This window comes from Enterobacter sp. BNK-14 (assembly GCF_047456095.1).
In the GTDB taxonomy this organism is placed as follows: domain Bacteria; phylum Pseudomonadota; class Gammaproteobacteria; order Enterobacterales; family Enterobacteriaceae; genus Enterobacter; species Enterobacter kobei.
On sequence record NZ_CP179897.1, the window covers coordinates 4448598 to 4467905 of the forward strand.

Consider the following 19308-nt stretch of genomic DNA (forward strand, 5'->3'; position numbering starts at 1 on the left):
TGATTGTAACGTTTTTTTAGGCTGGAGCACCTTAAAACTGGCAGTTAAACTGTCAGGTAAATTATCTCTTCGTGGATTTGGCGGGACATGGAACTGAAAGCAACTTCATTAGGCAAACGCCTGGCGCAACACCCCTATGACAGCGTTGTTTTGCTCAACGCCGGGGTGAAAGTCTCCGGAGAACGCCACGAATACCTTATTCCGTTTAATCAGCTTCTGGCCATCCACTGTAAGCGTGGGCTGGTATGGGGTGAGCTGGAGTTTGTTCTGCCAGACGATAAAGTCGTGCGTCTTCACGGCACCGAGTGGGCGGAAACCCAGCGTTTTCATCACCACCTGAACGCCCGCTGGCAGCAGTGGAGTCACGACATGAGCGTGATTGCCGCCCAGGTTCTGCACCAGGTGCTGGACGAGATCGCCCAGAGCAACGCGCAACAAACGTGGTTGACCCGCCAGCAGACTGCCGGGCTGCAGCAAAAGATTCGCCAGGCTCTCTCGGCCCTGCCGATTGCCGTAACGCGTCTTGATGAGTTCGACAACTGTCGCGACGCCTGGCGTCAGTGTCAGGCCTGGCTGAACGATAGGGATAAGAGTCGGCTGGCGCATAACCAGGCCTGGACAGATGCCATGCTGACCCAGTACGCCGACTTTTTCAGTACGGTGGAATCTTCGCCGCTCAACCCTGCGCAGGCTCGCGCGGTGGTCAATGGCGAGCAGTCGCTGCTGGTGCTTGCGGGGGCAGGAAGCGGCAAAACGTCGGTACTGGTGGCGCGTGCAGGCTGGCTTCTGACGACCGGCGAAGCGGTTGCCGATCAGATTCTGCTGCTGGCTTTTGGCCGTAAGGCTGCTGAGGAGATGGACGAACGCATTCAGCAGCGTCTGCATACCCGGGACATTACTGCCAGAACCTTCCATGCCCTTGCGCTGCATATCATTCAGCAGGGCAGTAAAAAAGTGCCTTCCGTCAGTAAACTGGAAAACGACACGCAGGCGCGCCAGGCGCTGTTTATCAAAACGTGGCGTCAGCAGTGCAGTGAGAAAAAAGCGCAGGCGAAAGGGTGGCGTCAGTGGCTGGAAGAGGAGCTCAACTGGGCAGTGCCGGAAGGCAGTTTCTGGCAGGATGATAAACTGGCGCGTCGGCTGGGATCGCGTCTTGACCGTTGGGTCAGCCTGATGCGGATGCACGGTGGCTCACAGGCTGAAATGATTGAAGGTGCGCCAGAGGGGATGCGCGATCTGTTTTCGAAGCGGGTTAAACTGATGGCTCCGCTCTTAAAAGCCTGGAAAGCCGCGTTGAAGGCGGAAAATGCCGTCGATTTTTCCGGTTTAATCCATCAGGCGATCGTCATTCTTGAGAAAGGACGTTTTGTCAGTCCGTGGAAACATATTCTGGTGGATGAGTTTCAGGATATCTCACCCCAGCGCGCAGCACTGCTCTGTGCGCTACGGGCGCAAAATAAACATACCTCGCTGTTTGCGGTGGGGGATGACTGGCAGGCTATCTATCGCTTCAGCGGCGCACAGCTTTCACTCACGACCGCGTTCCACCACTATTTTGGTGAAGGGGATCGCAGCGATCTGGACACCACGTATCGCTTCAACTCCCGGATTGGTGAAATCGCCAACCGTTTTATCCAGCAAAACCCGCATCAGCTGACCAAGCCGCTTAACAGCCTGCGGCCTGGGGATAAAAAAGCCGTCACCCTGCTGGCGGATGACCAGCTGGAACCGCTGCTGGACAAGCTCAGCGGCTATGCGAAGCCCGATGAGCGTATCCTGGTGCTGGCGCGTTATCATCACCTTAAACCTGCAGCGCTGGAAAAAGCAGCTACCCGCTGGCCGAAACTGCAGCTTGAATTTATGACTATTCACGCCAGCAAAGGGCAGCAGGCCGATTATGTGATTGTGATGGGGCTGAAAGAGGGCAGCGACGGTTTCCCGGCTCCGGCCCGTGAATCGGTGATGGAACAGGCCCTACTGCCGGTGCCGGAAGATTTCCCGGATGCCGAAGAGCGACGTTTGCTTTATGTGGCAATGACGCGCGCACGTCACCGCGTCTGGCTGCTGTTCAATAAAGCGGAGCCATCCGTGTTTGTCGATATTCTGAAGAGTATTGATGTGCCGGTAGCGAGAAAGCCGTAGCGACGACGGGCAAGGATGGGTAGGCCGGGTAAGGCAAAGCCGCCACCCGGCAAAAAAGCTACTTCAGTCTCTCAGAAAGATAACGCTGATAGTCCGGAATCAGGATATCAACCGGCGAATTGAACTGCGGTGATTCGATGATGAAATCCGCCGTCGAGAGGTTTGTCGCCACCGGAATATTCCACACCGTCGCCAGACGCAGCAGGGCTTTAACATCGGGATCGTGCGGAACCGCGTTCAGCGGATCCCAGAAGAAGATCAGCACGTCAATCTTCCCTTCGGAAATCTGCGCGCCGACCTGCTGATCGCCGCCCATCGGGCCGCTCAGCATCGCATTGACCTCCAGACCCGTTTCGCGCTGGATCAGGTTTCCGGTGGTGCCGGTCGCTGAAAGGGCATGCTTTTCCAGCAAAGACTGATGGCGGCGCACCCAGTTAAGAAGCATTTGTTTACAGTGATCGTGCGCCACCAGTGCAATGTGTTTGCGTTCAGGCAGCGTGCGTGTTGTCAGTTCCATAATCATATCCATCAGGTTAACTGACTACACGATGACGGGAAGCGCCTGACGCTGCAAGCCTCAGGCGAAAAAAATGTGGCTTAGGATGAAGGTTGTTGCTTTGCCCACTGTAAAAATCGGGCCCGCGTGTCGGGATCGGCCTGCTGGAACCAGAATTTCAGGCGCTGTTCCGTCAGCGTCTGGGACTGAGGCGGGATAACATCCAGTTCCGATACGCCGGAAAGTAGCGTACTGTCGTCGGCCATCAGGGTGGCAAACTGCGGAAGGGAGGCACGTTTACCGGCTTTGTTATAAACCTGCGTAGCCGCCTCGTAATCCGGGACTTTCGGGGACGTGGTTAATGCCAGAATATCCAGCTTCACCGGGATCGGCATCGCATCGCCGTCCAGCAGTTCAATGCGCGGCGAGGCGTCAAAGGCCGCCGATTCCTTTTCTGTTTCAAGGCGAGGCAGGGTAATGTTCACCTGACTGATTTGCCGGGTATTAAAGCTGATAATCAGCGGCGGAGAGATGTACAGTCGTTGCTCATGGTTAGCCAGGCCAATCGATTTTTCTACCCGAAAGACCAGTTGATGGGGGCCGTTATCTAATTCGATGCTGTCAGCACCGCGTAATAATGAGCTGGACACTTTTTTTCCGTCCAGTACCAGAAGATCAATGTCGCCAGAGAGCCGAAGCGTGGTAGCAAATACGCAAACCGGCATCACTAACGCAATCAGAGCCGTGGCAATACCGGTTTTCATAGGAGGCTCCCGTCAGACATACTGTCGCCGCATTAATGTATCTAAATTTTTCGATAATCACGTTTACTAACATATAGACATATTTTGCCGTTTTGCCCTCATGCATCTGTATGGGATGGATGGTTGAGATGTGCGCTTTGGCGTACACTTTTAAAAAAGCTAGGAGAAAAACCATGAAAGAGAATGATGTTGCTGAGATTTTGACATCCACGCGGACCATTGCGCTGGTGGGCGCGAGTGATAAACCCGATCGTCCCAGCTATCGGGTGATGAAATACCTTCTCGATCAGGGTTATCACGTCATCCCGGTCTCGCCAAAAGTGGCGGGGAAAACGTTGCTGGGCCAGCAAGGGTATGCGACGCTCGCTGACGTACCCGAAAAAATTGATATGGTCGATGTCTTCCGTAATTCCGAGGCCGCATGGGGCGTAGCGGAGGATGCTATTGCCGTCGGGGCGAAAACCCTGTGGATGCAGTTGGGTGTGATTAACGAGCAGGCGGCCGTACTGGCGCGTGAAGCGGGTCTGAAGGTGGTCATGGACCGATGCCCGGCGATTGAGATCCCCCGTCTGGGGCTGGCGAAATAATAAAAAAAAGCCCGTTATCGGGCTTTTTTTACACGCTTAGTTCCGCAGGCGCGGAGCCTGTAGCTGTTTACGGATGGTCTGAGCAAGTTCATCCATCGTAGGTTGCTCCGGATGCTCTTCCTGCAACTCACTACTCAGCTGCGCTTCGGCAAGGTAGGTATGAACGGGTTGTCCGTCGTCACCTTCCATCACCACATGGTACCACGGCGCAGCGCGAAGCTCGGCGTTAACCGCCAGCTCGTCTGCTGACGGTTCATCAAGGGAATACTCCGGGTCGATATCGACGACCACACCCAAATACCCTAGCAAAGTGTGGCGGACCTGCTGGCCGATACCGAATTTGCTGGCAATCATAGTCACCTCCCGGGAAATACGACTTACACGTTATGTGTGGTCAATATTTCTCTTTTCAAGTTACATGACGCGACAGGCAAACCCTTTCAGATACAGCCCTTCCGGGTAGGTAGCAATCACGGGATGATCGGCTGCCTGACGGAACTGCTCTATAAATTGTACATCACGACCAGCATCTATTGCGGCATCGGCGATGATTTTCTGAAATAAATCTGTGGTCATCAGACCGGAGCAGGAGAACGTCAGCAGAACGCCACCCGGGTTCAGCAGCTGGATGGCCAGCATGTTGATATCTTTGTACCCGCGGCAGGCGCCCATCAGCTGGCTTTTATTCTCCACAAACTTAGGGGGATCCATCACGATAACGTCGAACTTCTCGCCCTGATCGCGATATTTACGCAGCAGCTTGAAAACGTCGTCGCGTACAAACTCCGCTTTGCTCAAATCCAGCTTGTTTAGCTCGACGTTTTGTTTTGCCACGTCAAGCGCTTCCTGTGACGTATCCACGCTGACGACCTGCGCACAGCCACCCATCAGCGCCGAAACGGCAAAACCGCCGGTATAGGAGAAGCAGTTAAGTACGCGCTTGTCGGCGACGTACTGGCGGGTCGCCAGACGGCTGTCGCGCTGGTCAAGGTAATAGCCCGTTTTGTGACCGCCCTGAATATCCACCAGCAGCTTCATGCCATGTTCTTCGATGGGCAGCAGGGCTGGTGGCAGTTCGCCCGTTACAGGCCCCTGAGTCAGCTCCATGCCCTCTTTTTTGCGCACTGCCACATCGCTGCGGTCGTAAATGGCACACTGCGGGAACAGCGTTTGCAGCGCGCTAATCAGCGCGGCACGCTGGTATTCCGCTCCGGCGCTCAGGAGTTGCAGCACCAGGAAGTTGCCGAAGCGATCGATGGTCACACCCGGCAGGCCGTCGGACTCACCGGCGATCAGACGATAGCTGTCCAGACCGTCACGCTTTGCCAGCCACTCACGCCACTGCTGCGCCTGCTGCAGGCGGCGAATGAAGAAGTCGATATCAATGGTTTCATCTTTATCGAAGGTCCAGACGCGAGCGCGGATCTGGGACGCAGGCGAGTATGCGCCTCGCGCTAACCATTTCCCCTGATGGTCAACGATATCAATGGTTTCTCCGAGGCTGGCTTTGCCTTCCATGCGGGCAACTGCGCCAGAAAAAACCCAGGGATGACGGCGCAGTAAGGATTTCTCGCGCCCTTTGGCTAACACTAAACGTACACTCATAATTTGCTGTTCTGTCGATTTCAGGGAAATGGCACGTAGATTATCACATTCAGCAAGTCGCAATCATCTGTGGATGCCTTTGAGCGTTTCGGCACAAAATCAAATCGCTTAAGCACATTACGGTATGGCCGCGTGCCTTACATTGGGGCTTCCCGTTCAGCAAAGGACTCCCCCATGAAAAAGCGCAGTGTAATAGCAACAACCGCTCTGGCGGCGATAAGTTTTCAGGTTTTAGCGGCAACGCCTTTCAGTATCACCAGTCAGGATATCTCCGGGGAGCACCGTTTAGCGCAACAGCAGGTGTTCAACGGTTTTGGCTGCCACGGTGATAATCAGTCTCCGCAGCTTGCATGGAAACATCCGCCAGCCGGTACGAAAAGTTTTGCCATCACGGTATATGACCCCGATGCCCCCACCGGCAGTGGCTGGTGGCACTGGACAGTCGCCAATATTCCTGCGAAAACAATGGCACTGCCCGCGGGCGCGGGTAACCCAAAGAGTGAAAAATTACCCGCTGGCGCTGTGCAGGGGCGTAATGACTTCGGTTATTCTGGATTTGGCGGCGCATGTCCACCCGAGGGAGACAAACCGCACCGTTACCAGATTACCGTCTGGGCGCTGAACGTGGACACACTGCCCCTTGATAACAATGCCAGCGGCGCGCTGGTCGGTTATATGATAAACAGTCACGTTCTGGGAAAAACACAGTTAACCGCAACGTACAGCAGATAAGGATGACCCGGTGCAGGAGTTTTACCTTCAACATAAACAGCTGACGGCGGGCGAAGTCAGTGCCAGCAAAATGCATCGCCTGCACCAGGTTAAACTTTTTTTTCCAGCCATTTGTCACATTACTCACGGCAGTAAGGTCATTGTTCAGGATGACAAGCGCCTGGTGGCAACGAGGGATGCGCTGATTATTATCCCGGCCAATACGTCAATGGAGATTATTAATCAGCCTGCGAACGGCATGTTTCGATCGGACTTGCTGATGTTGTCGCCAGAAATCCTGGCCGAGTTTAAAGCGCATTACCTGAAATCCTGGCCGGGCACGACGTTACATTCCCTTTGTGTCCCGTTGAGCGAGGGGCTGGCGTTTATGTGGGATAACCTGCTGCACGCCGTGCGTCAGGATTTACCGGAGGCGTTACAAAAACATCAGGCCTTCGGTCTTTTGCTGGCATTGCTGCATGAAGGCGTGGCAGGTCCGCTGCTTATTGAGCGAAGCAGTAACCTGACTGAGCAGGTGCGACAGTTCATCATGCTATCGCCGGCCAGATCCTGGACTGCGCAGGATATCGCAAGCCGTCTGGCCTTAAGCGTGCCGACGCTGCGCAGAAAGTTGCGTGAAGAGTCGCAGAGTTTTCGCCAGATCGTGGAAGAGGTGAGAATGGCCGTTGCGCTGTCACAGCTGCAATCGACCCGATTACCCATTGGCGAAATCGCATTACAATGTGGGTATCTTTCCAGTTCTCGTTTCACCGCCCGTTTTCGGCAGCACTACGGCTGTTTGCCGAAAACGCTACGTTAAGGAGAAGAAAAATGTCAAAAGTTTGCACTATTGCCTGGGTTCACGGCATCGTTCAGGGCGTCGGGTTCCGCTACAGCACCCAGCGTGAGGCTCTTCAGCTCGGGATCACGGGCTATGCGCGAAACATGGATGACGGCAGCGTTGAGGTGGTCGCCTGTGGCGACGCGAAGCAGGTAGAAAAACTGATGGTGTGGCTGAAAGCGGGTGGCCCGCGCAGCGCGCGGGTTGACAGGGTGCTAACAGAACCGCATCAACCCGGCCGGGAATACGAGAACTTCAGTATTCGTTATTAAATGCACTTCACCGGCTTTGGCAGGCCAGCAATTTTGGTGGCCTGTTTAGCCGGGCCTTTCGGAAACAGACGATACAGATAGCGGCTGTTGCCTTTCTCTTCGCCAAACTTATTGGCCATCGCTTTCACCAGCATGCGGATCGCCGGAGAGGTATTAAATTCGAGATAAAATTCGCGCACAAAACGCACGACTTCCCAGTGTTCGGGGGAGAGGGTGATACCTTCGTTTTCGGCGATTTTTTCCGCCAGTGGCTCGCTCCATAGCGTGGTATCTTTCAGATAGCCTTCGCTATCGGTCTCAATTTCCTGGCCTGCAAAAATGAACATAGTGCTCTGTCGATAAAGTAAAAACCGCCCCTAGTCTAGCAAAGAAGGGGCGGCATGAGAAACTTCGGTCTACAGAAGAAGCTGTAGCAGATTGTTGGCATTCAGCTTTTTTAACGCGTTGCATTTGTACGTCGAGACCTGTTTTTCGCTCATCTGCGTCATTGTCGCAACATGTCTTACCGATTGCCCGTTAACCAGCCTGTCGAGAACATTGAACTCCATGCCCGTCAGGCAACAATTCAGGCTACGGACCCGACGGGGCTCTTTTGCAAGCAGATACGCTGCATCTGCGACGGCAATTCTGTCATCAATAATATATGAGGTCAGCGTGGCAAAACGCTTTCGCAGATGCGTGGCCAGCGCCCAGCCTTTTTCATTGCACACCAGATAAAGCGTTCCTTCCCAGCGGCTGGCCTCTAGCTGAAGCAGAATCTCAACCAGCGCCTGATGCGTCCCGGCGACGGAAAAGCGGCAGCGCACAACGAGGGTGTCGCAGGCCAATAACGAATGGCGCCACGTTACCGCGCCGCTTTCAACCAGCATTTGAGCGTTACGGCGCAGAAGGGCGTAGCGTAAACCTTCGGCATAAAAGCGATTATTATCAAGAATAATGTAATTCACGGCGGCCTCCTTATAACGTACTGGGTGTGTAGATAATGCGTAGCGTGCCGGTGTAATCCCCGGCATTTTTGCTGCTGGCAGTAAATGAAGGGGTTTTCAGGATAATAGGAGCTGGCACGCACAGTACGCTCTCGCGTCCGCCGGGAAGGACGACCTGACGCAGATACTGCGGATCGTTAGTCCCTTGCCAGACCACGGTTTTACCGTTAGCGACGATGTCTGTTGCGCCTGTGATGGGATGGGTGACAAAGACCTGATAGTCGAGACGGTCTCGCGCATCGGTCTGGCTTCCTCCGCGTCGCCTGATTGAAAACGCACCTTCAGTACGGCCCGCTGAGGCGAGTCCGTCGTCCTCAAACCGAAGGTAGGTGCGGGTGCTGGTGCTGTTTTTACCATCGTACAGGCACATATCCAGCGCATTTTCTCCCTGGATCTCACTGCCACCCGGCCGCCCCGGGAAGTTAGTCAGGTTGAGGTTAACGATGGGCGTGGAGTGCGGAAATGCCGGCAGATAAATCTGCTGATTACCCGGATCGACCACCTCAATGCGAATGTTTGCCTGCCACCTGGCGATAGTGAGATAGCCAGGGCATCCGACGTTTACGTCATTGAAGTTCCCGCCACAGTCGGCGCTCCCCCATTGACGCAGGTTCTGCTTCAGCGTTGCGGTCCAGATCCCCGGCAGGGCGAGCTTATCCAGTTCGCTTTTCACAATATAGAAATCGAAGTAGGGCTCTCTGTTCCAGTCAGCAATTGTGGCTGTTCCGCCTGTCACAAAGCTGGCGAAGGTAAACACTTTATTGTTGATAAACATGTAGTGATCGCCATACACCTTGATATCCACCGTCTTGCTGGTGAGGGTATGCGTGAAACGTAAATTGATGGCATAGGGCGCGGCCGGGTTACCCGAGAACCAGACCGGAGAGTTCATGCAGGCCCCGTACGTGGCGTCGGTCCGGGACTGACAGGTCAGGGTATTACGTCCCCACTTTTGCGGGTCGGCGGTGTCAAAGCCGCCCGATTCATGCAACCAGATATCGAAACGTGCAGGCGGTGCCGTGCGATCGAAGCTGATCCCAACGCTGGTGTTTCGTCCCGCAGGGGCGCCCGCCAGCGTCTGGCCTGTCCACAGGCTTAACAACAGTAAAATAAAGAGGTACTTCATCACATCATTTCCCTTTAGTGAGGTTGTCGGCGTTCATGGCAGTTGGCCCGGCAGGTACCGACCGTCCGGCGAGCATCAGCTGCGCCTGCTGCTGGACGGCATCCGGCAGGGCCGAGAAGGTTAATTCCCGACAAGGAATTGAGCCGACATAGCGCACCACGTCGCGCATACTTTTCACGTTGAGTTCGCACTGATAAAACTGCTGCTGACGCACCAGGTAGAGGTTATGCAGCAGGGCATCGCTCTGGGCGCTGAATCCGCCGTTGCCGAGATCGCTCCAGCCGTTAACGTTCAGCGGCACACCACCGATAAACGGCGAATGACGCTCGTCGGTTAACTGGCCGAGCCAGGTGTAGCTTGCGGTGGTTTGCACATCCCGACGCAGCAGTTTGCCTGGCACCATAAACAGCGTTCTGCTGCCTGAACCTTGCGTGATCTCACTGCTGGCTCCCCGGGATACATCCAGCGATTCGTTAATCGTCAACGTGGTCTGCTGGTAGCCCGGTACGGCGAAGAGGGCGCGGCTATTACCCGGAATGTCTGCGCTCCCGCTGTTATCCAGCGACACGGCAACGCTTGGAGCCTGGGTATCAGTCGGTGTGGCAACGTTAACCGCGACGGCGGAAGCAGGGCGTCCGTCGCTCCAGCGGCCCAGCCACAGGCCAGAACGCGACAGCGCAAGTGTCGAGCTGTAGTTGCCGCTGGTGCTCAGCGTATGGCGTCTGTCCTGACGATCCCAGGCGTCGCTGACGGTCAGACTGCCGTTGCCATATCGCCCGCCCTGGCGCGTATAGGCTGAGGTATTCAGCGAGTCGCTGTTAATGCCTGATGCGCTAAGGCCGTACTCGTTTTCACCGCGTGCATCGCTGTACCAGTTATGCGCCACGTTGTAGCTCAGCTGATTTTTTTCACGCTGCTGGTGCTGCCAGGTCGCCCCCAGAGAGGTATAGCTAGATGCATCACCCTGACGGTTATGCGCCATGGACAGGCTCACGCTCAGGTAGCCGCCTTTGTCCCTGCCGTCGCGGGCATCATCGTTGCGCATGAAGAGGTTAACGCTGCTGTTAATGTTCAGACCATGGGTGCTAAAGGCATTGCTCAGACCTCCCTGCCAGGCCCGCGAGCGCGAGCGGGTCATATAGACCGATTCCCACGGCAAACCCGCATCGTGGCGATCGTCGCTATCCGGCAGCTCCCGGCGTGAAACGTACCGTCCTTCGTTGCGGTTATCCGAATAGCCGAGGCTCGCATACCAGACGCCGACAGGGACGGAAAACATCACCGAGAGGGTGCGATAACAGCCGTTCACGGCGTCAAACCCGGCGCTTCGGTTGTTGCAGTTTTCCGCTGATAGCGCGTTGCGATAGAGGCTCAGTGAAAAACCGTCGTTGTAGCTGATTTGCTGAATATTGCCGCGCTGGCCTTCGCTGCCGTAAAGGTAGCTAAACCGGGTACTCAGCACGCCGTCGATCGGGCCCGCGTTGAAGCCCCGGCTCCAGTCGAGCGCATTTTCCAGGAAGCGCTGGTTTTGCTTTATCGTTGCTCCGCTGGTAAGCGCTAAGGTCTCGGTGACGGGCAGGCGTACGCCCGCCTGCGCAACCGCGCTGGGTTCTTCGTTTTGATCGCTATTGTCGGTTTCACCCGCCTGCAGGAACCACTCGACGCGGTCGAATGGCGTAATGCCGGTTCGGGTAAACGGCACCTGCTCGGTACGCGTTAGCCGGTTATTTTCATAGACCGACAGCGTGACGGTGTAGCTCCCGTCCGGAAACGATCGCGTGTCGAGAGTTTGCGCCCCGGCATTCAGGTAAAAGCTGGCCAGCAGCTGACTGCCACGGCGGGCATCAATACGCGCGTCATGGGAAAGCAGCACGGTGATAGGGGTTCCCTTTGACTGCTGAACCGGATTTATCCACGCCCGTGTTGAGCCTGCGCGCACGCCGCGAATTTTCCCCAGCGGCAGCTGGCTGAGGTTGATATTTCCACCAGCATTACTGAACAGATCGCGGGTATCCATTTCGCCCAGCTGGACATAGTACTGGCGCAAGATATCCTGGCGGAACCAGGCATTGTTAACGGTGATTTCCTGTTGCTGCTGGTGCCTTGAACGCTGTCCCAGCCAGGTCCAGTCGAGGTTAACATAGCCGTCCTGCGTGAGCGCCAGCGCGCCATTGCCCTGCACGGTGGCTGACTGATAATCCCTGTCGGCAACAAAATTAACATTCTGCTGATGGATAAGCGCATTTTCGGTGTCCTGCGTGGGCTGATACCACTGATTTTCCGCGGTGGCTTTAGGCAGGAATTTCTTGTCTAAAAACAGGCTAATACGGGCGTTATTCTCGTCATAGATAATGGCCGCGCGGCCGGTATCAATGTAATCGCAGCCCGCTGCGGAGCTGTTGCTGCTGCAGGCCAGGTTGCCGTTACGGGCAAGCGGAACGGCCAGCGTGGCAGACACGGTGGCAACGAGAGCAGGGTCGTCGTTAAACCGTCGTTTGATGGCTGCTACAACGGTTTCAGGTGCGACAAAACTGACCGTTTCAAGCGTGATATCCGTTTCAAACAGGCCAAGCGACTCGCCATAGAGGTTTACCTCTGTCCACAGGCGCTGGGTTTTCGCCAGATCTTCAAAACCTGCCGGGACGGTCATCCCGGCACAGGCGAGTTGGATGGAAGCGGGTAACAAAGCAACAAAGAGGAGAGTATTTCTGTGAAACGCCATGAACGAGCCTCGACATCATCCTGACGTCAGAGGGTGGGCACCCTCTGACGTTATTCCTTAGGTGCTGTGGTGTTACGCACCGCCTTCCGTGGTCGTCGCTTGCGTCAGCATCAGGCTGACAACGCCGCTGTACTGACCTGTTTTCAGAATGCCTTTGGTGGTCTGAGAAATGGTCAGCGGCAGTACCGCTGAACCGTTTTCAATGCTCCCCGGGAACAGTTCGGTACCGGTATATTCAACATCGGCGGTAGAGAGGGTTTTATCGCCCAGCTTCACCGTCATTGGGATGGACTCAGCACCGTCGGCATTTGCCAGCTTCGCGGCACTCACCAGACGGACTTTCACGTTGCTGGTGGCGGAGTTAGACCATACCTTGGTATTCAGGCGGTAGCTTTCCAGACCGCGGCCTGGCAGGTACTGCATATCGATGCTTGCCGGCAGCGGCGTATTATCGGCCTGGGTCATATCCAGCTGTGAATCAACGCTGGCGTTGACGGTAATATCTTTTTGGATCGCCAGCGCGCTAACGGACGTGGTCATCGCGGCAACAATCATCAGGGGTTTAAAATACTTACGCATTGATATCTCCATATTTACAAATGAGCACCCTGGCTCTTTAAACAAACCCTTTGGGGTCTTTACGGTAACGTCGTGTTATTGCACGACGGGTAAATCAGCTTCTTCAGCGGTTTTATTCACCCAGTTGAAGTAGCGGAATTTATATTTATGGCCTTGTGTCTTTGTGAGCGTTTTTAATTTCCGTTCGGTGTCTGGATAAATCGTCGCGTCTTCTTTAATCCATTTACACGACGAATTTGCGTCACAAATACCGATCTCTCTCAGCGGCACGCGCAGCGTACCGTTGTTTTTTAATGTCCCCCTGCGAGGGTCTATCGAGAGTGAAACCACACTTTTTTCCGGGGCGAGGTGGATCAGGGCGCCCCAGATGACATTGACGCCCAAAGTCGCCTTCGCCGCAGCGCTTTCTGCCTGACCTGGAATAATGCTGTCAGGTTGCTTTACCCCTTCAAAATAGACGCGCCAGGTGGTCTCTTTTTCCGGTGGCGTGAGCGATACCAGACGAACGACGCGCATTGCGCCAGCCGCCAGGGCAAATTTTTCTGGCGTCACAACAACGCCACCTTCTTTCCACGAGGCGACATCAATCTCTTTTTCGTCGGCAGTGCCGGGATTAAGAATTTTCTTTTGCCTCACCCGAATGAACTGAATATCATCCGTTTTTGAAGCCACTTTTATTTGCGCCGCCCCGGACTTATCCACGTTAAGTTCCATCGGGTACACGCTCATATTGGCCATTGCCATTTCTGAGAAAAATGGTAATGACAGCGCGGCGACATAAAAGGCGGTTGTCATGTTCACTCTTTTTTTCTGTTTCACATTCTGCCTGCCTGCTCTGAGTTCATCGGTGGCGCGTTAACACCAGGACACCGTCTGCTTTCGTATCGCTTCAGGGCAGGGAAACTTTAACCAGAACAGCGGTTTGTGAAAATTTGTATTAATTAACTCGTTAAATACAGTTTTTTATCCTGCTTTTCTGTCTTTAAGGTTGTATAGTTAAGCGAAAATACCGCGACCAGGGATGGGAAGAAAATTCCTTCTGATTACAAAATAAGCAGATCAGGAGGTGGTTTTCATGTCGATGTACCAGGGATTAAAAAGCATGCGGTAACAGCCGAGAATAAAAGATGTTTTTTATATGCAATAATTCGTTGTTATTCGATCCTGAAGCACATGCAATAAGTCTTGTTGGACAACCCGAGTCTGTATTAACGCTTTCGGCACCGGCCGTTCGTCTTTTACAGGAGTTTATTAAGCACAGAGGTCGTGACCTTAGCCGGGATGAATTGATCGCGCGCGTGTGGGAAGCGTTCGGCTTTACGCCATCAGGAAATAATCTCAATAAAGCGGTAAGCGAATTACGTAAAAGCTTCCAGTCGCTGGGAGAGGGGCATGAATTTATCGTGACCGTACCCCGCTATGGATTTCGTTTTGAGGCCGATGTGATTTTTCAGCCTCGGGAGAATATTCAACCCGTTGATTCTCAGTCTCCGGTTGAACAGCAAGACGTAAAGCCGCGGCGCACGTTCCTGAAAAGGGGGGCGATTACGGCGGTCGCGATCGTCGCTGCACTAGGGGGCTGCCTGTACTTTAGCCGCCCGCAGGGGATAACCGTTCCGGCGAAACTCACGCCAGTTAAGGAAAAAATTGCGCGTTGCAGTATCTGGATAATTAACGATCATGGACGGCCGTTAGTGTTATCGAAATTAGCGAAACAGCTGGAGGCGAATAACGTGGCATGCGAGCGAGAAGAGTATAATATTTATTATTTCAGCGCCCGTTTTGCTATTTCCGCCGCGGATGAGGTTTTCATTGGTGCCTGCCCGGGAAGTAAAACCAGACTGTGCAAAACCATTCGTTATAAAAGCGGGGCTGAAAAATGAAAATAAAACTTATTTTTGGGCTGAGCGGTGTACTGGTTGGTGGTGCAATAGCGCTTTTTTACTGTTCTGGCGGCCTGGGTAAAAAGGATGTGCTTGCCTGCAGTACAGAATTTAATTTCACGCGCAATGAGGGAAAAGCAAGTGAGGTGAAGGTCAATACCTTTGCTCAGTTCTATTTTCATCAGGATGGAACCGGGTTGACGACTTACAAAGGCGCGGCAAGGGCTGGCGGGCAATGTTTGATCGTTGACAGGGATGTCGACTTTACCTGGGAGCAACGGAAAGATGATAACGTCATTGTATTGAGCTACACCAAAACCCGGCGTCGACACAATGACAATACCCCGGATGCTCAATGGGGAAGCTTCGCCTATCCGACCGCACGTTACTACCTGACGATCTCTGAACTATCGCCCGCCGTGTGGCTGATTCAGGACCGGCGTTATCCTACCTATATCTGCCGGGGAGAATAAGACAAAAAAAAGAGAATGCCATGGGCATTCTCTTTTTTCGTATCAGTGATGCAGATTAATCCCGGCTGGCGAAGCCCAGAATGCTCAGCAGGCTGACGAAGATGTTGTACAGCGATACATACAGGCTCACGGTGGCGCGAATGTAGTTCGTCTCACCGCCGTGAATGATGTTGCTGGTTTCATACAGGATCGCGCCAGATGACAGCAGGATAAACACCGCGCTAATCGCCAGATGCAGGGCAGGCAGCTGCAGGAAGATGTTAGCCACCATACCAATCAGCACCACCACGATACCCGCCATCAGCATACCGCCGAGGAAGGACATGTCCTTACGGGTGGTCAGCACGTAGGCCGAGCAGCAGAAGAACACCAGCGCGGTACCGCCCAGCGCCATGCCAATCACGTCGCCCATACCGGCAGACAGATACGCGTTCAGAATTGGCCCCAGGATATAGCCCAGGAAGCCGGTGAAGGCGAACGCGGACAGAATACCGACCGGTTTATCCGCGGTTTTGTAGGTCAGGAACATCAGCCCATACATCCCCACCAGCGTCAGGATCAGCCCCGGAGACGGCAGCATCAGCACGGTGCTGGCGGTGGCAGTGATCGCCGAAAACGCCAGCGTCAGGCTGAGCATGAAATAGGTATTGCGCAGCACCTTGTGGGTACTGAGTAGCGATGTGCGGTCGCGTGAAGAAGTAATAATACGATCCATGAGTCACTCTCTTATGACAGATGTAATTAGCGGAAAGAATAGGAAACGGCGAGCCAGTCTCAAAGTGGTTTTACCCATCTTTACTCAGCACGTTAGCGAAGGAGATGGTTATTTCTTCTGCAGAAATGCATTTCACCAGAATGAACAGCGGTTTGAGAAAATTTACCAGATCAACCTCTTATAGGTTACTGAAAAATATTGCGTTATTACCCTTAGGGCGCTAAGAGTTATCTCCGGATCGTCATAAAACAGACAATAAGGCGAAGAACATGAAACCACAAACACGCACGCGCTTTACACTCTCTTTACTTACCGCCGGGATTCTGTGCGCCAGTACGGCATCCTGGGCGGCCAACGTCCCGGCAGGAACCGCGCTGGCAGAGAAACAGGAACTGGTCAGAAATAATGGCAGTGAACCGGCTTCGCTCGATCCGCATAAAGTCGAAAGCGATGTCGAATTCAATATTATCAGCGATTTATTCGAAGGTCTGGTGAGCGTCTCCCCGACGGGTGAAATTCAGCCCCGGCTGGCGGAAAAGTGGGAGAACAAAGACAATACCGTCTGGACGTTCCATTTGCGGCCGGGCATCACCTGGAGCGACGGGACAGCGATTACCGCAGAAGATGTGGTCTGGAGCTGGCAGCGCCTGATCGATCCTAAAACGGCGTCACCGTATGCCAGCTATCCGGGTAACATGCATATTGCCAACGCGGCCGATATCGCCCAGGGGAAAAAAGCCCCCGATACGCTGGGGGTAAAAGCGATTAACGACACCACCCTGGAAGTGACGCTCACGCAGCCAAACGCGGCTTTCCTTGCGATGCTTGCGCACCCGTCGCTGGTACCGGTGGACAAAGTGCTGATTGGGCGTTTTGGCGATAAGTGGACCAAGCCGGAGCATTTCGTCAGCAGCGGGGCGTATAAACTTTCTCAGTGGGTGGTCAACGAACGCATTGTGGCGGAGCGTAACGCGCGCTACTGGGATAATGCGCATACCGTTATCAACAAAGTGACGTATTTGCCCATCACCTCTGAAGCTTCAGATGTGAACCGCTATAAAGCGGGTGAAATTGATATTGTCTACACGGTCCCCATTAACCAGTTTGCCCAGCTGAAGAAAACCCTTGGCAGCGAGCTGGACGTTTCACCGCAGCTCGCGACCTATTACTACGAGTTCAACACCACGCGCCCGCCGTTCAACGACGCGCGCGTGCGTAAGGCGCTGAATATGGCGCTGGATAAAGACATCATTGCCGGGAAAGTGTTAGGGCAGGGGCAGCGTCCGGCGTGGCTGATTAGCCAGCCGGACATCGGTGGGGTCAAGCTGCAGAACCCGGATTACGCCAGCTGGCCGCTGGACAAGCGCATCGCGGAGGCGAAAAAACTGCTCAGCGAAGCGGGGTATAACGAAAGCCATCCTCTGCGCTTCAACCTGCTCTATAACACCTCTGAATCGCACCAGCGTATCGCGATTGCCGCCAGCTCCATGTGGAAGAAAAACCTCGGCGTGGACGCGAAGCTGCAAAATCAGGAGTGGAAAACCATGCTGGATACCATGCATACCCACAACTTTGACGCGGTGCGTTACGCATGGATTGCGGACTACGACGATGCAGCAACCTTCCTGAACAACTTCCGTACCGGCGACAGCGAAAATACCAGCCAGTACAGCAATCCGGAGTACGACCAGGCCCTGATCAACGCCGCGAAAGCGAAAACAGCCGGGGAACGGGGTAAGTTCTACCAGCAGGCGGAGGATCTGCTTGGCCGTGATGTGCCAGCCATTCCGGTTTATCACTACGTTCGTACCCACCTGGTCAAACCGTGGGTAGGAGGATTCACACCGGATAAGCTCGGGTACTATTTCACAAAAGATATGTACATCAAAAAGCACTAAGAGGGCGGGCTGAATGTTATGCTGTTAAAATCGCCGATATGTCGTCAGTTCAACCGATTAAACGCGTTTTGGCTATTTTTACAGCGAACGATTGCAGCCACTCTTTACAGCACGCGGTGAGGTGTTTATAGTTCGCCTCACTTAGGAAGTGTGGCCGAGCGGTTGAAGGCACCGGTCTTGAAAACCGGCGACCCGAAAGGGTTCCAGAGTTCGAATCTCTGCGCTTCCGCCAGATATAAACCCCAGCTTACTCGTTAAGCTGGGGTTTTTCTTTTGGCGTGAATTTAAAACCTGACGTTTATGAACGGATAAACGCCAGAATGTCCGCGTTGATGGTCTCCGCATGCGTGGTGTGCATCCCGTGCGGGAAGCCTGGATAAATTTTCAGCACGCTGTTCGCCAGCAGCTTGTCCTGCAGAAGGGCGGCATTCTTATACGGTACGACCTGATCGTCATCGCCCTGCATTACCAGAACGGGAACCGTGATGGCTTTTAAGTCCTCCGTCTGGTCAGTCTCTGAAAACGCCTTAATCCCCTCATAGTGCGCTTTGGCACTGCCAATCATTCCCTGACGCCACCAGTTCTGAATCGTACCCTGTGAAACCTCCGCGCCATCCCGGTTAAAACCGTAAAAAGGGCCGCTGGCTACGTCGAGGTAAAACTGCGCGCGATTGGCTGCCAGCGCACTACGGAAGCCGTCAAACACCTCGATGGGTGTCCCGCCGGGGTTATTCTCTGTTTTGACCATCAGCGGGGGAACGGCGCTGACGAGCACCGCTTTGGCGACGCGCCCCTGCGGCTGGCCGTATTTCGCTACATAGCGGGCGACCTGGCCGCCGCCGGTAGAGTGACCGACATGCACGGCATTGTGCAGATCCAGGCTTTCAACCACGGCCGACGCGTCGGCCGCATAATGATCCATATCGTGACCTTCACTGACCTGATCCGAACGTCCATGACCACGACGATCGATAGCGATAACGCGATAGCCCTCTGCAAGGAAGAAGAGCATCTGGTTATCCCAGTCATCGGCACTCAATGGCCAGCCGTGATGGAAAACAATGGGTTGAGCTTCTTTCGGACCCCAGTCTTTGTAATAAATGTTGACGCCGTCTTTCGTTGTTACGAATGCCATACCGCAGACTCCTCTGTTAAAAACAACACGACCCCTAAAGTGTAGGAGAAATCATATCAGCGGTGGGTTTCATTCCCGTGAAAGGTATTCATTTTGCATTCAGGGCTCTGGTGCGGCGCGCCAGAGCCCCCAGGGCGGGGTCATACAGCGGGGCTTAGCGGTTCCCTTCAATATAGCGGGCGAGATCTGCCGGGGTCTTCAACACCGTCGCTACGTCAGTTGGCGGGATCATACAGCCGTAAACGTCCTGCACTTCCAGCACCATATCGACTGCCAGAATAGAGTCGAGAATATCAGATTCAATCAGCTCATCGTGAAAGCCCACTTTACGGGATAATACTTTTTCGAACAGGGCGAGAATTTCGTTTTCCAT

At 54.1% G+C, this 19308-nt stretch carries 21 protein-coding genes and 1 tRNA gene; 9 read left to right on the forward strand and 13 right to left on the reverse strand.

Annotated features, from left to right (window positions below):
• The first annotated feature begins 87 nt into the window (after window positions 1–87).
• Window positions 88–2142, forward strand: a complete 2055-nt coding sequence (gene helD, locus ACMGGM_RS21015; RefSeq protein ID WP_045269354.1) for a DNA helicase IV — start codon at window positions 88–90, stop codon at window positions 2140–2142.
• Window positions 2143–2200: 58 nt separating this feature from the next.
• On the opposite strand, the gene mgsA is transcribed toward helD, so the two are convergent.
• Together mgsA and csgI are read right to left on the reverse strand one after the other, a co-directional pair.
• Window positions 2201–2659: a methylglyoxal synthase gene (gene mgsA, locus ACMGGM_RS21020; RefSeq protein ID WP_008499922.1), complete on the reverse strand. Its 459-nt coding sequence runs from the start codon at window positions 2657–2659 to the stop codon at window positions 2201–2203.
• Between the two features lie 80 nt (window positions 2660–2739).
• The gene (csgI, locus tag ACMGGM_RS21025) at window positions 2740–3402 is read right to left on the reverse strand and encodes a curli synthesis inhibitor (protein ID WP_032637051.1); all 663 of its coding nucleotides are present in this window, start codon (window positions 3400–3402) and stop codon (window positions 2740–2742) included.
• A gap of 173 nt (window positions 3403–3575) precedes the next feature.
• Between csgI and ACMGGM_RS21030 the strand changes: the two genes are divergently transcribed.
• Window positions 3576–3989, forward strand: a complete 414-nt coding sequence (locus ACMGGM_RS21030; RefSeq protein ID WP_045134649.1) for a CoA-binding protein — start codon at window positions 3576–3578, stop codon at window positions 3987–3989.
• 36 nt (window positions 3990–4025) lie between these two features.
• On the opposite strand, the gene hspQ is transcribed toward ACMGGM_RS21030, so the two are convergent.
• Entirely contained in the window at window positions 4026–4343 is a 318-nt protein-coding gene (gene hspQ / locus ACMGGM_RS21035) for a heat shock protein HspQ (protein WP_008499919.1), read from the reverse strand.
• A 60-nt stretch (window positions 4344–4403) separates the two neighbouring features.
• Window positions 4404–5594: a 23S rRNA (cytosine(1962)-C(5))-methyltransferase RlmI gene (gene rlmI / locus ACMGGM_RS21040; protein WP_045134648.1), complete on the reverse strand. Its 1191-nt coding sequence runs from the start codon at window positions 5592–5594 to the stop codon at window positions 4404–4406.
• Window positions 5595–5768: 174 nt separating this feature from the next.
• On the opposite strand from rlmI, the gene ACMGGM_RS21045 reads away from it, so the two are divergent.
• The 3 genes from ACMGGM_RS21045 to yccX all read left to right on the forward strand — a co-directional run bounded on the left by ACMGGM_RS21045 (window position 5769) and on the right by yccX (window position 7418).
• On the forward strand, window positions 5769–6326 hold the full coding sequence (locus ACMGGM_RS21045; protein ID WP_014883261.1) for a kinase inhibitor: 558 nt from the start codon (window positions 5769–5771) through the stop codon (window positions 6324–6326).
• Between the two features lie 70 nt (window positions 6327–6396).
• Window positions 6397–7125 carry an AraC family transcriptional regulator gene (locus ACMGGM_RS21050; RefSeq protein ID WP_198923225.1) on the forward strand — a complete coding sequence of 243 codons (729 nt, stop codon included), beginning with the start codon at window positions 6397–6399 and terminating at the stop codon, window positions 7123–7125.
• A gap of 11 nt (window positions 7126–7136) precedes the next feature.
• On the forward strand, window positions 7137–7418 hold the full coding sequence (yccX, locus tag ACMGGM_RS21055) for an acylphosphatase (protein WP_023332620.1): 282 nt from the start codon (window positions 7137–7139) through the stop codon (window positions 7416–7418).
• Here yccX and tusE read toward each other — a convergent pair.
• The 6 genes from tusE to ACMGGM_RS21085 form a co-directional block, all read right to left on the reverse strand.
• Window positions 7415–7744, reverse strand: a complete 330-nt coding sequence (tusE, locus tag ACMGGM_RS21060) for a sulfurtransferase TusE (protein WP_008499913.1) — start codon at window positions 7742–7744, stop codon at window positions 7415–7417. The two genes, yccX and tusE, sit on opposite strands and share 4 nt — an antisense overlap.
• A 69-nt stretch (window positions 7745–7813) precedes the next feature.
• The gene (locus ACMGGM_RS21065) at window positions 7814–8365 is read right to left on the reverse strand and encodes a LuxR C-terminal-related transcriptional regulator (protein WP_414149072.1); all 552 of its coding nucleotides are present in this window, start codon (window positions 8363–8365) and stop codon (window positions 7814–7816) included.
• Window positions 8366–8375: 10 nt separating this feature from the next.
• Window positions 8376–9533, reverse strand: a complete 1158-nt coding sequence (locus tag ACMGGM_RS21070) for a CfaE/CblD family pilus tip adhesin (protein WP_063434370.1) — start codon at window positions 9531–9533, stop codon at window positions 8376–8378.
• Window position 9534: 1 nt separating this feature from the next.
• Window positions 9535–12252 (reverse strand): TcfC E-set like domain-containing protein, encoded by a 2718-nt coding sequence (locus ACMGGM_RS21075; RefSeq protein WP_045134645.1) that lies wholly within the window; start codon window positions 12250–12252, stop codon window positions 9535–9537.
• A 72-nt stretch (window positions 12253–12324) separates the two neighbouring features.
• Complete coding sequence (locus ACMGGM_RS21080) at window positions 12325–12831, reverse strand: CS1 type fimbrial major subunit (protein WP_023332625.1); 507 nt, start codon at window positions 12829–12831, stop codon at window positions 12325–12327.
• Window positions 12832–12906: 75 nt separating this feature from the next.
• Window positions 12907–13650, reverse strand: a complete 744-nt coding sequence (locus tag ACMGGM_RS21085; protein ID WP_023332626.1) for a hypothetical protein — start codon at window positions 13648–13650, stop codon at window positions 12907–12909.
• Between the two features lie 308 nt (window positions 13651–13958).
• On the opposite strand from ACMGGM_RS21085, the gene ACMGGM_RS21090 reads away from it, so the two are divergent.
• Entirely contained in the window at window positions 13959–14714 is a 756-nt protein-coding gene (locus tag ACMGGM_RS21090) for a winged helix-turn-helix domain-containing protein (protein WP_023332627.1), read from the forward strand.
• Window positions 14711–15187, forward strand: a complete 477-nt coding sequence (locus tag ACMGGM_RS21095) for a hypothetical protein (protein ID WP_045134644.1) — start codon at window positions 14711–14713, stop codon at window positions 15185–15187. The genes ACMGGM_RS21090 and ACMGGM_RS21095 overlap by 4 nt, the downstream gene beginning before the upstream one ends.
• 55 nt (window positions 15188–15242) lie before the next feature.
• Here the strand turns inward: ACMGGM_RS21095 and yccA are convergent, their stop codons facing one another.
• On the reverse strand, window positions 15243–15902 hold the full coding sequence (yccA, locus tag ACMGGM_RS21100; RefSeq protein ID WP_013097244.1) for an FtsH protease modulator YccA: 660 nt from the start codon (window positions 15900–15902) through the stop codon (window positions 15243–15245).
• Between the two features lie 269 nt (window positions 15903–16171).
• On the opposite strand from yccA, the gene ACMGGM_RS21105 reads away from it, so the two are divergent.
• On the forward strand, window positions 16172–17800 hold the full coding sequence (locus ACMGGM_RS21105) for an ABC transporter substrate-binding protein (RefSeq protein ID WP_023338218.1): 1629 nt from the start codon (window positions 16172–16174) through the stop codon (window positions 17798–17800).
• A 144-nt stretch (window positions 17801–17944) separates the two neighbouring features.
• Window positions 17945–18032 (forward strand) — tRNA-Ser (locus ACMGGM_RS21110).
• A 66-nt stretch (window positions 18033–18098) separates the two neighbouring features.
• Here ACMGGM_RS21110 and ACMGGM_RS21115 read toward each other — a convergent pair.
• Both ACMGGM_RS21115 and ACMGGM_RS21120 read right to left on the reverse strand, forming a co-directional pair.
• Window positions 18099–18935 carry an alpha/beta fold hydrolase gene (locus ACMGGM_RS21115; RefSeq protein ID WP_014883268.1) on the reverse strand — a complete coding sequence of 279 codons (837 nt, stop codon included), beginning with the start codon at window positions 18933–18935 and terminating at the stop codon, window positions 18099–18101.
• A 154-nt stretch (window positions 18936–19089) separates the two neighbouring features.
• The gene (locus ACMGGM_RS21120; protein ID WP_014883269.1) at window positions 19090–19308 is read right to left on the reverse strand and encodes an acyl carrier protein; all 219 of its coding nucleotides are present in this window, start codon (window positions 19306–19308) and stop codon (window positions 19090–19092) included.